This is a genomic window from Calothrix sp. NIES-2098 (assembly GCF_963875125.1).
In the GTDB taxonomy this organism is placed as follows: domain Bacteria; phylum Cyanobacteriota; class Cyanobacteriia; order Cyanobacteriales; family Nostocaceae; genus Aulosira.
The window spans coordinates 6,493,474-6,507,333 of the sequence record NZ_CAWNKJ010000001.1 but is presented as its reverse complement, the minus strand read 5'-3'; the positions used below and the strand labels follow the sequence as shown (position 1 = coordinate 6,507,333).

The following is a 13,860-nucleotide window of genomic DNA, read 5'->3' as shown; positions in this document are numbered from 1 at the left end:
TGGTTCCTATATACTTATTTATTTACTGTATTTAAATAATGTTGGACTGCTTCTTCAGGATTACCGATAAATTTGACTCTTCCTTTATCCAACCAAACTAAACGGTTGCAATATTTTCTCAGAAATTCTAACTCGTGTGACACTACAAGCACTGTTGCATTTCCATTCCAAAAATTATCAATTCTTTGCTTACACTTATTTCTAAAACTTTCATCCCCTACCGATAGTACTTCGTCTAATATCAAGATATCCGGTTGTACATCAGTAGCGATCGCAAATCCTAATCGCGCTATCATACCTGAAGATAATCCTTTCACTGGTACTAATGCATAATCTTCTAATTCTGCAAACTCTAATATTGAAAGCGTTCTTTCTCGCATTTCTGCTCGAGAATATCCCAGCAATACACCATAAAGGATAATATTATCTATCACAGAAATCTCCGAATCAAACCCTGCTCCCAGCTCTATCAGAGGCGCAATTTTTCCACGCACTCTTACAACGCCATGTGTCGGTTGTAAAATCCTACAAATTACCTTAAGCAGTGTTGACTTCCCTGAACCATTAGCTCCAATAATACCTAATTTTTCACCCGAGTTTACTACTAAATTCAGGTCATCTAGTACTAATTTCTTTGCCGACCTGCGAAATTTACCTTCAACAATAGACAACAAAGTTTTCTTAAGATCGTAAGAAAACTCTTCTTGTGTTCGTCGCCAAAGCGAGACTCGATCGAGACGAATTACTTCCATTTACAGCAAATCCATAAAGTGATGTCGCCACAAGTGAAAACAAGTCCATCCTAGTGACAAAATAATTATGCCACTCAATAATGAATAAGAGATTAAACTTAAGTCTGGTGAACTTCCTGATAAAGTAATCTGACGTAAACTTTCGATAATTGGCGATAATGGATTTAATCCTAAAAATTGCTTTACCTGCGGTGGAACAATAGCTGCTGGATAAAATACAGGGCTACTGACCCACGTTACAAACACAACTAACTCATAAAAATAGGGTAAATCTCTAAAAAATACGTACAAAGCGCTTACTAAGAAGCCCACTCCTGAACAAACTAAAACTAGTGCTAAAAATGGAAAGCACAGGGCTAAAACATTTATTACACTTTGAGACTTAACTAAAGTAATCACTACCAGTAATGGAAAAGTTCCCACTGAGAACTGAAAAACATTGGCTGCAATCATCGATACCGGAAAAATGCTGATTGGCAGATGAATTTTATTCAAAAGTGAGCCATTGCCAACTACACTAGTTAAGGCCTGGGTAGTCGATGCTGAGAAAAAATTGATTACAACCAGCCCTGTGAATGCTGCTAATACATAGTTGATTAATGAATTACCATAATAGGACGCAAACGTCGCACCAAAAATCGCAGTATACAACCCTGTCATAATTAAAGGGTTTAACAGTGACCAATAAACTCCCAAAAAGGAACCACGATAGCGCACCTTTAAGGTTCTGGCTACTAAAACCTGTAACAATTCCCCGTATCGCTGTACTTGGAACCAAGTTATATTACCTTTAAGCGAAAAGTTCATCCCCGAACACCACTACATATTACTAGGCAGGTTAACCGCGAATTCTATCTTATCGGAGCGCAATTTTCGCATATATGTCAAGCTAAAGGTTGATCTTAATATTTTAAACTCATAAGCATACTTTACTCTTCATGCAAGACTAGTTGAGTTATCAATTAGTTCCTAACGCTCTGTAGCTACAAATAGGTAATCTGTGTTATCTACTCTATTTACCATGAAAAGTCAATAATATTTTTTGGCTTTTAGCTAAGTTCATCAAGTCTAAATATCTAAGAGTCTAAGCCTTAAGTTTGTCTCACTTCAAAATATCAGAATCAATTCCTAGCGAGCGCACAAAGTCTGCCCATCTCTCTGCCGCTTCTGCTTGGGTTGCTACCTAGCAATCATAAACCTGTTGTCTTGTGAATTTTGAATTGTTTGTTCCCCCGAGCGCAAATCTATTACAGGTAAGTCACGGATTCAGCTAAACTTAGACTTGGTTTATTGCAATTGTATCTAGGCATGGAAATCGGACAGAAGGTTAAGGTTTATCGTTTGCGCGATCGCGTATCTCCCCCTGTTGTCAAAAGATTAGGACAAGTTGGCACCATTCTCGGCTACAAAATGACAGATGGTAGCGGTGTTGGTGTAGTGGTGCAATTTGATGATAAATTCTCCACTTGGTTTTTTGAAGATGAACTTAAACTCGTACAGTAGGCGGAAGCTGAGAAGATTTGCCGAGTGCTAAGTTGGAATTGACAACATCGGCGGTAACTGGAAATCAAGTAATGACCCTAATATTGACATTTTTGGGCAAAGGCGGCATTGCTCGTACCAAAATTGCGATCGCCGCCGCCAAGCTATTAGCTAGTCAAGGCAAGCGCGTACTTCTAGCAGGACATGCTGAACCAGCATTACCTCTCCTGCTAGAAACGACTCTGACTTCCGATCCGCAAGAAATCGCCCCTAATTTACAAGTAGTACAGTTTCAAGCTTCTGTACTACTAGAGCGTAACTGGGATGAAGTCAAAAAACTGGAAGCGCAATACCTCCGCACGCCAATCGTGAAAGACGTTTATGGTGAAGAATTGGTGGTATTACCAGGGATGGACAACGCCCTTGCTCTCAATGCAATCCGTGAATATGATGCCAGCGGCAAATATGATGCGATCGTCTACGATGGCACAGGTGAAGCTTCTACCTTGCGGATGCTGGGATTGCCAGAGTCTCTAAGTTGGTATATGCGGCGCTTTCGGCAATTATTTGTGAACTCCGATTTGGGGAGAACAATTGCAGAATCGCCCTTGATTCAACCGCTGATTAGCACTTTGTTCAACTTCAATTGGACAGCAGATAACTTCGCTCAACCTACTAATCAAGTTAATAATTTTCTAGAAAAGGGTAAAGCTGCCCTGGCCGATCCTCAGCGCGTTGCTGCCTTTTTGGTAACTACTCCAGAACCAATTGAGGTAGCAAGTACCCGTTATTTGTGGGGTAGCGCACAGCAAGTCGGTATTACAGTAGGCGGCGTTATCCTCGTCTCTTCTCAGTCTCACCACAGTCTCGCAGAGGAATTTATTCCTTTACCTGTGAGTGTAGTTCCGGATGCACCAAGTGGTGATTGGCGATCGCTTATGGATGCTTTACCCAACTTTGCACAGCAAGCATTACAAGCTCCCAAACCCATTGAAATAGATACCCACAACCGTCAGGTACGCTTATTCCTGCCTGGATTTGACAAAAAGCAAGTCAAACTCACCCAGTACGGGCCAGAAGTGACAGTCGAAGCTGGAGATCAACGGCGTAATATTTCCCTACCTCCGTCTTTGAGTGGCAAACCCATTACTGGAGCGAAGTTTCAGAATAGTTATTTGATAATTTCGTTTTAAATTCTAGGTAAGGGAGACTAGGGAATAGGGGCTAGGGATTAGGAATTTTAGATTGACATCCAATCCAAAATTGTTTCCAATGCCCCACACCCAATCCCCAATGCCCGATGCTCAATTCATAAGTATTTCTTATGTCTGATTCAACTCCCATTACCCCCAATTCCAACCCAGAGGAAGCACTAAACGCGGTTAATACCAGCGAAGAAATCACAGCAGTTGCCGATCGCAGTGCGAAAACTAGGCAGTTGCTGGGGATGAAAGGTGCAGCACCAGGAGAAAGCTCCATTTGGAAAATCCGGTTGCAACTGATGAAGCCGATCACTTGGATTCCCCTGATTTGGGGCGTAGTTTGCGGTGCGGCTTCTTCTGGAAACTATACTTGGACATTAGAAAATGTGCTGAAGGCAGCAGCTTGTATGTTGCTTTCGGGGCCGCTGCTGACGGGTTACACTCAAACGATCAATGACTTCTACGATCGCGAAATTGATGCGATCAATGAACCTTACCGTCCTATTCCTTCAGGAGCCATTTCAATACCTCAAGTAGTGACGCAAATAGTTGTATTGCTGTTGTCAGGTATTGGTTTAGCTTTTGTGCTAGATTTATGGGCTGGACATGACTTCCCCAATGTCACAGTACTGGCTATTTTTGGGACTTTTATTGCCTACATATATTCCGCACCACCGCTGAAACTGAAGCAAAACGGTTGGTTAGGAAATTATGCCTTAGGAGCAAGCTATATTGCTTTACCTTGGTGGGCAGGTCATGCTTTATTTGGCGACCTGAATTGGAAAATTATTGTTCTCACCCTAATTTACAGCTTGGCGGGATTAGGTATTGCCATTGTCAATGACTTTAAGAGTGTAGAAGGCGATCGCCAACTCGGATTACAATCGCTACCTGTCATGTTTGGTGTCACCACTGCGGCCTGGATATGTGTAGTAACGATCGATTTATTTCAAGGATTAATTGCTGCCTATCTAGTTAGTATCCATGAGAATTTGTACGCAGCAATTCTCGTATTATTAATCCTGCCGCAAATTACTTTTCAAGATATGTATTTCCTGCGCGACCCTTTAAAGAACGATGTGAAGTATCAAGCCAGCGCCCAACCATTTCTAGTTTTAGGAATGCTTGTGACTGGTTTAGCGCTGGGTCATGCTGGGATTTAGGTTATATTTCCTGAGCTAGAAGTTAACAGTAGGGGGTTAGGAGTTAGTATTACTTCTAGCTCCTCATTTTTAACTATTATCAGAAATTGCCATGTTAGAACTTATATCTTCCCTGATTCATGGAATTCAATTTTTCTTAGTACCTATTTGCTTTGTCACAGCTTGGTCTGTAATCATTCTCTGTGCTTGGAGTTTATGGTCAGCAGCGAGAGATAGTGTTAGCAAAGCCAAGCATATGCATCAAATTCCCTGTACTGGTTGCCAATTTTTTACCGCCGATTACCGCCTGAAATGTACTGTACATCCTTCCCTAGCAAATACAGAAGAAGCTATTAATTGTTCTGATTATCAACCCAAAACAAACCCCATGCTTTATTAAACAGATCGGGGGATGAGCTAGCAGAGGAAGCAGCGCAGACAAATGACTATTGACTGTGGACTTTTGACTAATAACTATTAACTAATTTCTAATAAAACTTTTAAAACACCTCGACTCTGGGCATATTGAAAAGCTGCAAGACCATCGCTGAGGTGATAGCGTGCGTGAATTAGTGGTTCTACGTCCACTTTTCCTGCTGCAAGCAATTCGAGTGCAGGTGCAAAAGGGCCACAACGGGAACCAATAAGAGTGATTTCATCTACCACCAAAGATGAAGCATCTAGACTGAGATTGCCTGCATAAGTACTTTTAAGCACCAACGTACCTCTAGGACGGAGGGCGCGATGGGCGATCGCAAATCCTTCGGGATTACCAGTACACTCTACTGAGATATCGAAATATCTATCTGTGACAGCATTGGCTAAACCCGTTTGAATACCACGTGCTTCTAGGTTAGCAAGTTTATCTGCATGACGTCCCACCACCAAAAGTTCGCAACCTGTGAGCGCTATTGTTTGTGCTACTAGTTGTCCTAGTTTCCCATCTCCAACAACAACTACGCGATCGTTAGCACCTAACTCTACTTGTTGCTGAATTTCTAGTGCTGCTGCTAACGGTTCGGTAAATGTTGCTACTTCTGTTGGTACATTTTCGGGTACGGGATGTAAGTTCTCTATTGGCAAACAGAGATATTCAGCAAAGGCTCCGTGGCGATTAACTATACCAAGAACGGTACGGTTTTCACAGTGTGTAGATTGATTGTTACGGCAAAATCGACAATATCCACAAACTGCATTAATTTCTCCCACTACCCGCTGGTTAAATAGGTTATCTGGCCCTTGTTCCACAACACCAACAAACTCATGCCCTAAAATACCAGTGTAGGGATAGTAGCCTTTTAGCAGTTCTAAGTCAGTATTACAAATACCAGCACGCAAAACACGCACAAGAGCTTCTCCTAGCGGCGGCTCTGGAGTTGGTATATCTGTGCGTAATTGTAATTGGTTGTTTTCGAGCCAGAGTCCTTTCATGAGTCTTTGACGAAACAATACGATTCCAGAGGAATAGCGCTCTCACTACAAAGCAGTAAAAACTATAATTTTACTTTTGAGTTAGCATAAAATATTGGTATATAATATTACACATTAATAACTAACTAGAGAATTACTCGATATTTGTCTCAGCAATGGCAATGGGAGTTGTATTTTTGGAATCTGGCTGAGTTTTGCTTAACCATGTTACTAGGTCATCTGCGTGTACTGCTATCTCATTCCCTAGCGTTTTAATATAGAGAAGTCCGTCACTAATAGTTAAATCTCTGATGGGATACCATGCATTTCGCGTGCGAATCAGTAGCTCCAAGGGAATCCCTAATTGTAAAGCATATTTACGATATTTCCACCAAGCACGCCATAAGTAAACCGATTTGGTGCTATGCATCTTATATCCGTTCGGTACTTGGCAGTAACGATATTCATAGAAACCCCGACGATCGATTTCACCTGTGAGAAGGTAGCTATAGTCTGCTAATACTTCATTCATGACGTCCCAGTAAGATGAAGTTGCATTCACAGAGAATACTGATGGTGCATGAGAGAGTTCTGAAGTAGCAATGACACCTTCGATTTTGGCAATTACTTGATTACTTTTATATACTGTTTGCGCCGTCAAAAAAGGGTTTGACAGTAACACTTCTTGTTTCTGGATGGAGCTATAAACAAAAACTCGCATCAAATCTAAATTGGACAACATAGCTATTTTATACTCAGTGCCCCACTGCGACATGATGGGGTGCCAACATAGTATAAATTAGCTGTAAATAATTAACTCAACTTTCAACATAATGAAACCCTTGTTAGACATGGGTTTCATGTGTATATTTTATTACATTTTTTTGATTTGTTTAAATTTTTACACGTTCTAAAAACGGTGTAAACACTGGAACCAATTCGGAACGGCTAACTACAAGGGTAGGAAAAGAGCGATCGCTATAATCTTCTCCTGCTACTAAAGGAAATGGCTCAGATTTTAGAGATAACCAAGTACCGCCAGCCGCTTGGACAATTACCCAAGCGCCTGCCAAATCCCAAACTTTGGGTGTCGCTTCAATACCACCCAAGGTAGCCCCGGTTGCGACTGTTAGGAAGTTATAGCTAGCTACACCTAGCATCCGAATTTTACAGGGAAAGTCTGGTTGTACAGCCGCCGTACTGCGGGAACAGAGATTAAAAAAGTGATTATTGCTAGGAGCATCAGGACTGGTGTGGATCGGATGATGGTTCAGAAAAGCCCCAGTGGGTGTTGCTAATCCAGAAGAACCTGCCCAAAATCCATGAAATGTTTGGTTAAGTGGTGGCGCGTAGACAAACCCAAAAACTGGTGTTCCTTGATACAGTAATCCTAAAGAAATCGACCAGATAGGAATGCCCCGTGTAAAGTTAGTTGTACCATCCAAAGGGTCAATTACCCAGCACCATTCTGTACCAGGAAAAATCCGATCCGCCTCTTCGCTTAAAATGCCATAACCAGGGAAAGTAGAAGCGATCGCATCTCGTAGTGTTTGGTCTGCCCATTTATCAGCTTGAGTTACCAAGCTGCCATCAGCTTTTTGTAAAGCCTGCACTTGGCCAAAATCCTGCATTAGTTGCTTACCCACTCTGGTAGTGGTTGTTTGGGCAAAATCGAGAATTGTCGTCCAAAAGTCATTCATTTGATTACTAGGGAGTAGGGAATAGAGAGTTGGGAGTGGGGATGGAACTTGTAACTTCTAGCCCCTATTACCCATACATCAAATATTACTTAGTCTAGATCGCTTTCTAAGACAGAAGCGATCGCTTGTTTGGTATTAGTTTGAAATTCTGTAACGTTGACGCGGTTAAGGAACCAAATTGATACCAATATTCCTATAGCTTCTAAGACAAATACTAGTCCATAGGCTAATTCTAGGCTAGGTAGTAGCTTTTTACCTGTATCTAAGACAGCACCACCAATGACGACAGCCAAACCTCTAGAGATAGATTGTGCTAGTCCCCATGCACCAATAAATGTACCTGCGGCTTCCGCAGCGGTCAAATCTAGCATTAAGCTAACTGCGGCTGTAGTTAAGACACCTGTAGCTAAACCAAACAAAACTAAACCAAGTTTGAGAAAGGCTGGATTAGCGGAAAATCCTGATATTCCTAGAAGTAAGGAAGCAAATGCTACTAAAATGCAGCCCAAGCGTGCAGTTCTGCGCTTACCTAAGCGGGGCACAATCGCAAAGCCACTGACTGCGTAGGCAATCAGAAGACCTGTGCCATAAAAAACATTTAGCTTGGTGCTTTCAGCTAAAGGCATCTTAAAAACTTGACCTGCATAGGGTTCCACAATTGGATCTTGCATAAACAAGCTGATGGTCATCACAAATAAAAATGTGAAAAACAAGCCTGTTTGCGGACTAGCTGTGAGAATTTCCCATGCTTTCGATAAGGTAATGCTGTCTTCGCGATTAACTACTTGAGAACGTTTTGTGTATAGGGAATATTTTTTTTCTACACCTAAAGTCGCGGCGATCGCTAGTCCGAATACAATAGCTGGCACAATCATAAATAGTCTATTGACTGCGGCCTGCAAAGTTTCTAGATTGGCTCCTGGCGTTAATTGCTTGAGTAAGCTAGAGCTAATAATCGCCCCAACAATAATCCCTACCATCAGCATCGACCAGACAACACCAACGACTTTGGAACGGTTATCTTCTTCCGATACATCCACCAACAAAGCAGCAAAAGCGGTACCACTGGCACAAAGGGCTAAACCGTAGATAGCAAAAACTAAAGATAGAAGCGCAGTCCAGCCGATTGTTTGCGTTGTCCATACCCAAGCACCTGTCTTCTGGGCGGCTAAATCTAGCTGCCACATTATTTGTACAGATAAAAAGGATGCGATCGCAAATATTGCTGCTCCTACCCAAACATAAGCTGTCCGATGATAACCCCACATGGGCTTGGCATCTGATATTTGACCAAACCAAATACGCGAAGGCGCAACAAATGCTGGTAGCGCCAGCACTAATGACACTAAGGTTGCTGGAATTGCTATTTCCTGAATCATGACTCTGTTAAGTACCCCCAGAGTCAAGATAGACATCATACTCAACCCCATTTGAAATAAGCCTAGCCTAAACATGGTCAGCAGATTGACCCTTGGCACAGCTGAGGAGTTACTTGCGGAATCAAATGCTTCACTGCTTGCCATAGCTACTTTATTATTTATCTGGAATTTTATTTTCCTATTAACTCAAGATAAACCCTGGCGATTCCCTATTTTTGTCAAATATTGGGTATTTCTCCTTGTTCATTTGTTTCTCGCACTTCATCCCCTACCCCCCGATTGATTACCCGCCAGGTGTGTGACGATACACTAGAAATGTAAATAAATGTAACAAACTCAATGTTTACAAACGTGGAAACCGTCACTTTGGGGAAAAATGGCCCAGTTGTTACACCCCTTTGTCTAGGAACTTGGGCATGGGGTGATAAACTATTTTGGAATTATGGCGATGGCTACGGCCCAGAACAGGTAAAAGAAGCCTTCACAGCCGCACTAGAGGCTGGTGTTACTTTCTTTGATACAGCAGAAGTTTACGGACTGGGAACCAGCGAAACTCTTCTGGGGCAATTTTTACAGCAAACTCAACAACCTGTGCAAATTGCGACAAAATTTGGGCCTCTACCTTGGCGCTTTACAGGTCAATCAGTTGCCGATGCTTTAACAGAAAGTCTCAAGCGTTTACAATTAGAGCGAATTGATCTATATCAAGTCCATTGGCCTTTTACCTTCTTTTTGAGCCAAGAAACACTGATGAATGCTCTAGCAGATGAAGTGCAGCGGGGTAGAATTGGCGCAATAGGTGTCAGTAATTACTCAGCAGCACAGATGCGAGAAGCGCAGCAAATTTTGGCGGCTAGGGGAGTACCTTTGGCAGTAAACCAGGTACGCTACTCTTTGCTATCTCGCCAAATTGAAAGCCAAGGCATTCTGTCTACGGCTCGTGATTTAGGTGTAACAATTTTGGCATATAGCCCTTTAGCTCAGGGATTACTTACAGGTAAATACACGGCTAATAGTAGCGAAACTCCCACTGGTGCGAGAAAACTAGACCCAAGATTTAGTAAAGAAGGGCTACAAAAAATTACACCCGTAATATCTTTGCTACAGCAATTTGGCGAGAAATACGATCGCACTCCTGCCCAAGTTGCTCTTAATTGGTTAATTGCTCAAGGTAACGTCATTCCGATTGCTGGGGTGAAAACTGCTCAACAAGTCAAACAAAATGCTGGCGCTTTGGGCTGGAGATTAAGCGATGATGAAATTAGCGAGTTAGAACAAGTTAGTCGCCCTTGGTTGTAAGATTTTTGTTGCAAATAATGTAGTTGGAGTTGAGGTTTAGATCCCCAACTCCAACTTAAGAATATTTTTCATGAGACTACAGAGAATCGATCTCGATCGTTTTCTGGCAAAAAGTCCAAAGTCAAAAGTCAAAACTGTGAAGTACAGACCACCCAGTGAGGGGTGATATTAGAGAACTGTTTGAAGCAGTGACGGATACGCAGGGTTGCACCCAAGAGGAGTAACTGCTGTGCTGACTTCAGTTAAATTCTAACTCTTGACTCTTGACTCGTGAATGCCAGTTTCCTCAACGGGGTTAGCCCCCGCACATAACTGGCTGTTCTTGTCTTAGGAAGCAGATTCTCTAGCTGAAGATGAACCTAGCTTGTGATTAACAGGCGCAATGGAAGCATCACGACGACCTGTGCGCAATTTTGGCTTAGGAGTACCGCGTCTTTCCTCATCCCCAATGTTGTTGTCTGATTTGCTCCAAGAAGAACGGGTACGTTCTCCAGCATCACGACGCTTAACGAGTTTGGGTTTGGGAGTGGGGACATTTTCCTCTTGGGGAATTTCAATGTCTGAACTTAACCAAGCGGGACGAGTTTGATCGTAAGCGATTTGCAGTGCTGCAGCTGCGATCGCTTGAGCATCATATTTTTCGGTCAGTTCGCTGACTATCGGTAAAAATGAAGCTAAACGTTCGCCTGCTAAAGCTTCTCTCACTTGCTCTTGCAATTTATTGATGTGCCGAGCTTCAATTTGTGCCCTGGTGGGAATTGAGAGCAATTGCCAACTTTGGCGGTTATGACGTTCAAATATCTGCTGCTTGCGGCGCTCAAATGGTTGGACTAGTGAAATTGCCGTTCCTTCCTTACCAGCCCGACCAGTACGACCAATGCGGTGGACGTAGGTTTCTACGCTATCAGGTAAGTCGTAGTTGATCACGTGTGATAGTTGATCTACATCTAATCCTCGTGCAGCAATATCAGTGGCTACTACCCAGCGCACCTGACGATTGCGGAAGCGGCTTAACAAGCGTTCTCTGGCTTGTTGCGATAAGTCACCGTGATATTCATCAACACTATGTCCGGCTGCTTGCAGTTGGCTGGTGAGTTCAGCAGCAGTACGTCTGGTACGGACAAATATCAAAGCTGATTCTGGATCTTCCATTTCCAGAATTGGTTGTAGCGCTTTGGCTTTTGTCCAGTGGCGGGGAATGAGATAAGCTACCTGATTAATTTTTGTCGGCGCAGCTTTTGGCTGTTCGACGGTGACAGTCACAGGCGATCGCAAAAACTTATTCACCAATTGCCGAATTGATAGCGGCATGGTAGCAGAGAATAAAGCTGTTTGCCGATCTTCGGGTGCTTGGGAAAGAATTTTGATCACATCATCGATAAAGCCCATGCTTAACATTTCATCGGCTTCATCCAAGACAAACCATTTAACTTGATCGAGTTTGAGACTACCTCTATCTAGCAAGTCAATTACTCGTCCTGGCGTACCCACAACTATATGTACGCCGCGTCTAAGTTGTAAAATTTGGCGATCGATTGATTGACCGCCGTAAATTGCTAACACCCGTAATCCGCTGTCGCCGATAAATTGGGTAATAGCATCATGAACTTGCATGGCTAACTCACGGGTAGGAGTCAAAACCAGTGCTTGCACGGCTCTTTGACTAATATCTAGCCGTTCTAGAATTGGTAAAGAAAAGGCTGCGGTTTTCCCAGTTCCGGTTTGGGATTGACCGACTACATCACGACCTGCTAGCAGTTGGGGAATTGCTTGGCTTTGAATATTAGTTGGTGTAGTGAAACCAATTTTTTCCAGATGCTCAACACGTTCTTGTGAAATGCCTAGTTCTTGAAACGAAAGATTCATTAACTCTCCTAGATGGTATTTTGGATTTTTGGATTTAGTCATTAGTCTTTGGCTATTAGCCAACTGAACTTTTGACAAATTAGTTATTGACAATTTGACCGTAGAGGTCATACGTATCAGCACTTTGGATTTCTACTGGCACGATTGTTCCTAATTTTGCCTTGCCAGCCACATAGACCTGCCCATCAATTTCTGGGGCAAATCTCGCCGAACGACCAATTAATTCTCCAGTTTCAGGATTTTCTTGCTCGATCAGGACATCAACAATTTTGCCGACTTCCTGTTGATTTTTTTGCCAAGCAATTGGTTGTTGGAGTTCCATGAGGCGGTTCCGGCGCTCATCCATTAATTCTTGAGGCAACTGATTTGGTAACTTGTAGGCTGGAGTTTCCTCTTCCGGGGAAAAGGTGAACGCGCCCACATGATCGAATTCGTGCCGCCGAACAAACTGTAGTAGATGTTCAAAATGCTCATCGGTCTCTCCAGGAAAACCAACAATAAATGTTGTTCTCAGCACCGCCGATGGTAGCGCCATCTTGATGCGCTCAATAATTCCATCATTTACCCGTCCTTGCCAGGGACGGTTCATGGCGCGGAGAATTTCCGGATGAGAATGTTGTAAAGGCAAATCTAAATAGGGAAGGACATTGGGTATTTCTTGAATAGCTGCTATCACATCATCTGTCAGTCCGGTGGGATAAGCGTAGTGCATCCTGATCCACGGTACATCTACTTCTCCCAAAGCGCGGAGTAATTCGCCTAGCTTTGGCTTACCGTAAATATCCAAACCATAATTAGTGGTGATTTGGGAAATCAGAATAATTTCTTGTACCCCTTGAGTTGCTAACTGCTTGGCTTCAGTGACAATCGATTCAATAGTACGCGATCGCTGGTTTCCTCGCAGATGAGGAATAATACAAAACGCACAACGATAATCACATCCTTCGGCCACCCGCAGATAAGCTACGCCTTCGGTTGTAGTGCGGTAGCGCGGTGTAGTTTCATCGGCAATATAGGTTGGTTCAATACTAACCTGCTTGACCCGTTCTCCTTGTTCTACCCGCTCAATTACATTTACAATTTTGTGATAATCACCTGTACCTACTACGGCCACTGCTTCGGGCAACTCTGCCAATAATTGCTCTTGGAAGTGCTGCGCCATACAGCCAGCGATCACGATTTTTTTATTAGCCTCTGCCAACTCTACCAAAGTTTTAACAGATTCTTCTCTGGCTGCTTCAATAAAACTACAGGTATTGACAATAACGTAATCTGCTAACTCTTCATTACTATCTACGCCATAGCCTGCTTTTACAAGCAGTCCTAGCATATGCTCTGTATCAATTCGGTTTTTCTCGCAGCCCAGGTGAGAAATTGCAATCGTTGGCTTGTCACCCATATTTTGCCAAAATTTTCCGTTTTTTCTTTTCTTCAAACACAAACAGCGCTGAATTGGCTCTGTTTTATCTGCACCCATACGCGGACAGTACTCAAGTGGAAGAGTAGCATTGCCCGTCGCTGTCCGCAAACCTATGACCTTAATCAGGTTCAGGTCATGCTATGATGCTTTTATTAATCCGTTTTCCCAGGGTAAAATGGAGTGTCTTGGGTACATTTGACACTTTTTA

13 protein-coding genes are annotated in these 13,860 nt (G+C 42.8%); 5 read left to right on the top strand and 8 right to left on the bottom strand.

Annotation, left to right across the window (positions count from 1 at the left end; translation table 11 throughout):
* Positions 1-14: 14 nt before the first annotated feature.
* Both AACU33_RS27205 and AACU33_RS27200 read right to left on the bottom strand, forming a co-directional pair.
* A complete protein-coding gene (locus AACU33_RS27205; protein ID WP_096592600.1) occupies positions 15-752 on the bottom strand; it encodes an ABC transporter ATP-binding protein in 738 nt (245 codons plus the stop codon).
* Positions 753-1,559, bottom strand: a complete 807-nt coding sequence (locus tag AACU33_RS27200) for an ABC transporter permease (protein ID WP_096592598.1) — start codon at positions 1,557-1,559, stop codon at positions 753-755.
* Between the two features lie 501 nt (positions 1,560-2,060).
* Between AACU33_RS27200 and petP the strand changes: the two genes are divergently transcribed.
* The 4 genes from petP to AACU33_RS27180 all read left to right on the top strand — a co-directional run bounded on the left by petP (position 2,061) and on the right by AACU33_RS27180 (position 4,978).
* Positions 2,061-2,255: a cytochrome b6f subunit PetP gene (petP, locus tag AACU33_RS27195; protein WP_096592596.1), complete on the top strand. Its 195-nt coding sequence runs from the start codon at positions 2,061-2,063 to the stop codon at positions 2,253-2,255.
* Between the two features lie 71 nt (positions 2,256-2,326).
* Entirely contained in the window at positions 2,327-3,427 is a 1,101-nt protein-coding gene (locus tag AACU33_RS27190; protein ID WP_096592593.1) for a Get3/ArsA fold putative tail anchor-mediating ATPase NosAFP, read from the top strand.
* A 131-nt stretch (positions 3,428-3,558) separates the two neighbouring features.
* Positions 3,559-4,599, top strand: coding sequence for a chlorophyll synthase ChlG (chlG, locus tag AACU33_RS27185; RefSeq protein ID WP_096592591.1), 1,041 nt, complete (start codon positions 3,559-3,561; stop codon positions 4,597-4,599).
* Positions 4,600-4,690: 91 nt separating this feature from the next.
* Positions 4,691-4,978 carry a hypothetical protein gene (locus AACU33_RS27180; protein ID WP_096592588.1) on the top strand — a complete coding sequence of 96 codons (288 nt, stop codon included), beginning with the start codon at positions 4,691-4,693 and terminating at the stop codon, positions 4,976-4,978.
* A gap of 77 nt (positions 4,979-5,055) precedes the next feature.
* Here the strand turns inward: AACU33_RS27180 and AACU33_RS27175 are convergent, their stop codons facing one another.
* The 4 genes from AACU33_RS27175 to AACU33_RS27160 form a co-directional block, all read right to left on the bottom strand.
* Entirely contained in the window at positions 5,056-6,009 is a 954-nt protein-coding gene (locus AACU33_RS27175; protein ID WP_096592586.1) for an MDR/zinc-dependent alcohol dehydrogenase-like family protein, read from the bottom strand.
* A gap of 133 nt (positions 6,010-6,142) precedes the next feature.
* Entirely contained in the window at positions 6,143-6,730 is a 588-nt protein-coding gene (locus tag AACU33_RS27170) for a hypothetical protein (RefSeq protein ID WP_096592584.1), read from the bottom strand.
* Between the two features lie 151 nt (positions 6,731-6,881).
* Complete coding sequence (locus AACU33_RS27165; RefSeq protein ID WP_096592582.1) at positions 6,882-7,688, bottom strand: inositol monophosphatase family protein; 807 nt, start codon at positions 7,686-7,688, stop codon at positions 6,882-6,884.
* Between the two features lie 89 nt (positions 7,689-7,777).
* Positions 7,778-9,211: a BCD family MFS transporter gene (locus tag AACU33_RS27160; RefSeq protein WP_096592580.1), complete on the bottom strand. Its 1,434-nt coding sequence runs from the start codon at positions 9,209-9,211 to the stop codon at positions 7,778-7,780.
* A 207-nt stretch (positions 9,212-9,418) separates the two neighbouring features.
* On the opposite strand from AACU33_RS27160, the gene AACU33_RS27155 reads away from it, so the two are divergent.
* Complete coding sequence (locus AACU33_RS27155) at positions 9,419-10,366, top strand: aldo/keto reductase (protein ID WP_096595410.1); 948 nt, start codon at positions 9,419-9,421, stop codon at positions 10,364-10,366.
* Positions 10,367-10,693: 327 nt separating this feature from the next.
* On the opposite strand, the gene AACU33_RS27150 is transcribed toward AACU33_RS27155, so the two are convergent.
* Both AACU33_RS27150 and rimO read right to left on the bottom strand, forming a co-directional pair.
* A complete protein-coding gene (locus AACU33_RS27150; RefSeq protein ID WP_096592577.1) occupies positions 10,694-12,232 on the bottom strand; it encodes a DEAD/DEAH box helicase in 1,539 nt (512 codons plus the stop codon).
* 79 nt (positions 12,233-12,311) lie between these two features.
* Positions 12,312-13,631, bottom strand: a complete 1,320-nt coding sequence (gene rimO, locus AACU33_RS27145; RefSeq protein ID WP_096595409.1) for a 30S ribosomal protein S12 methylthiotransferase RimO — start codon at positions 13,629-13,631, stop codon at positions 12,312-12,314.
* Positions 13,632-13,860: the final 229 nt, after the last annotated feature.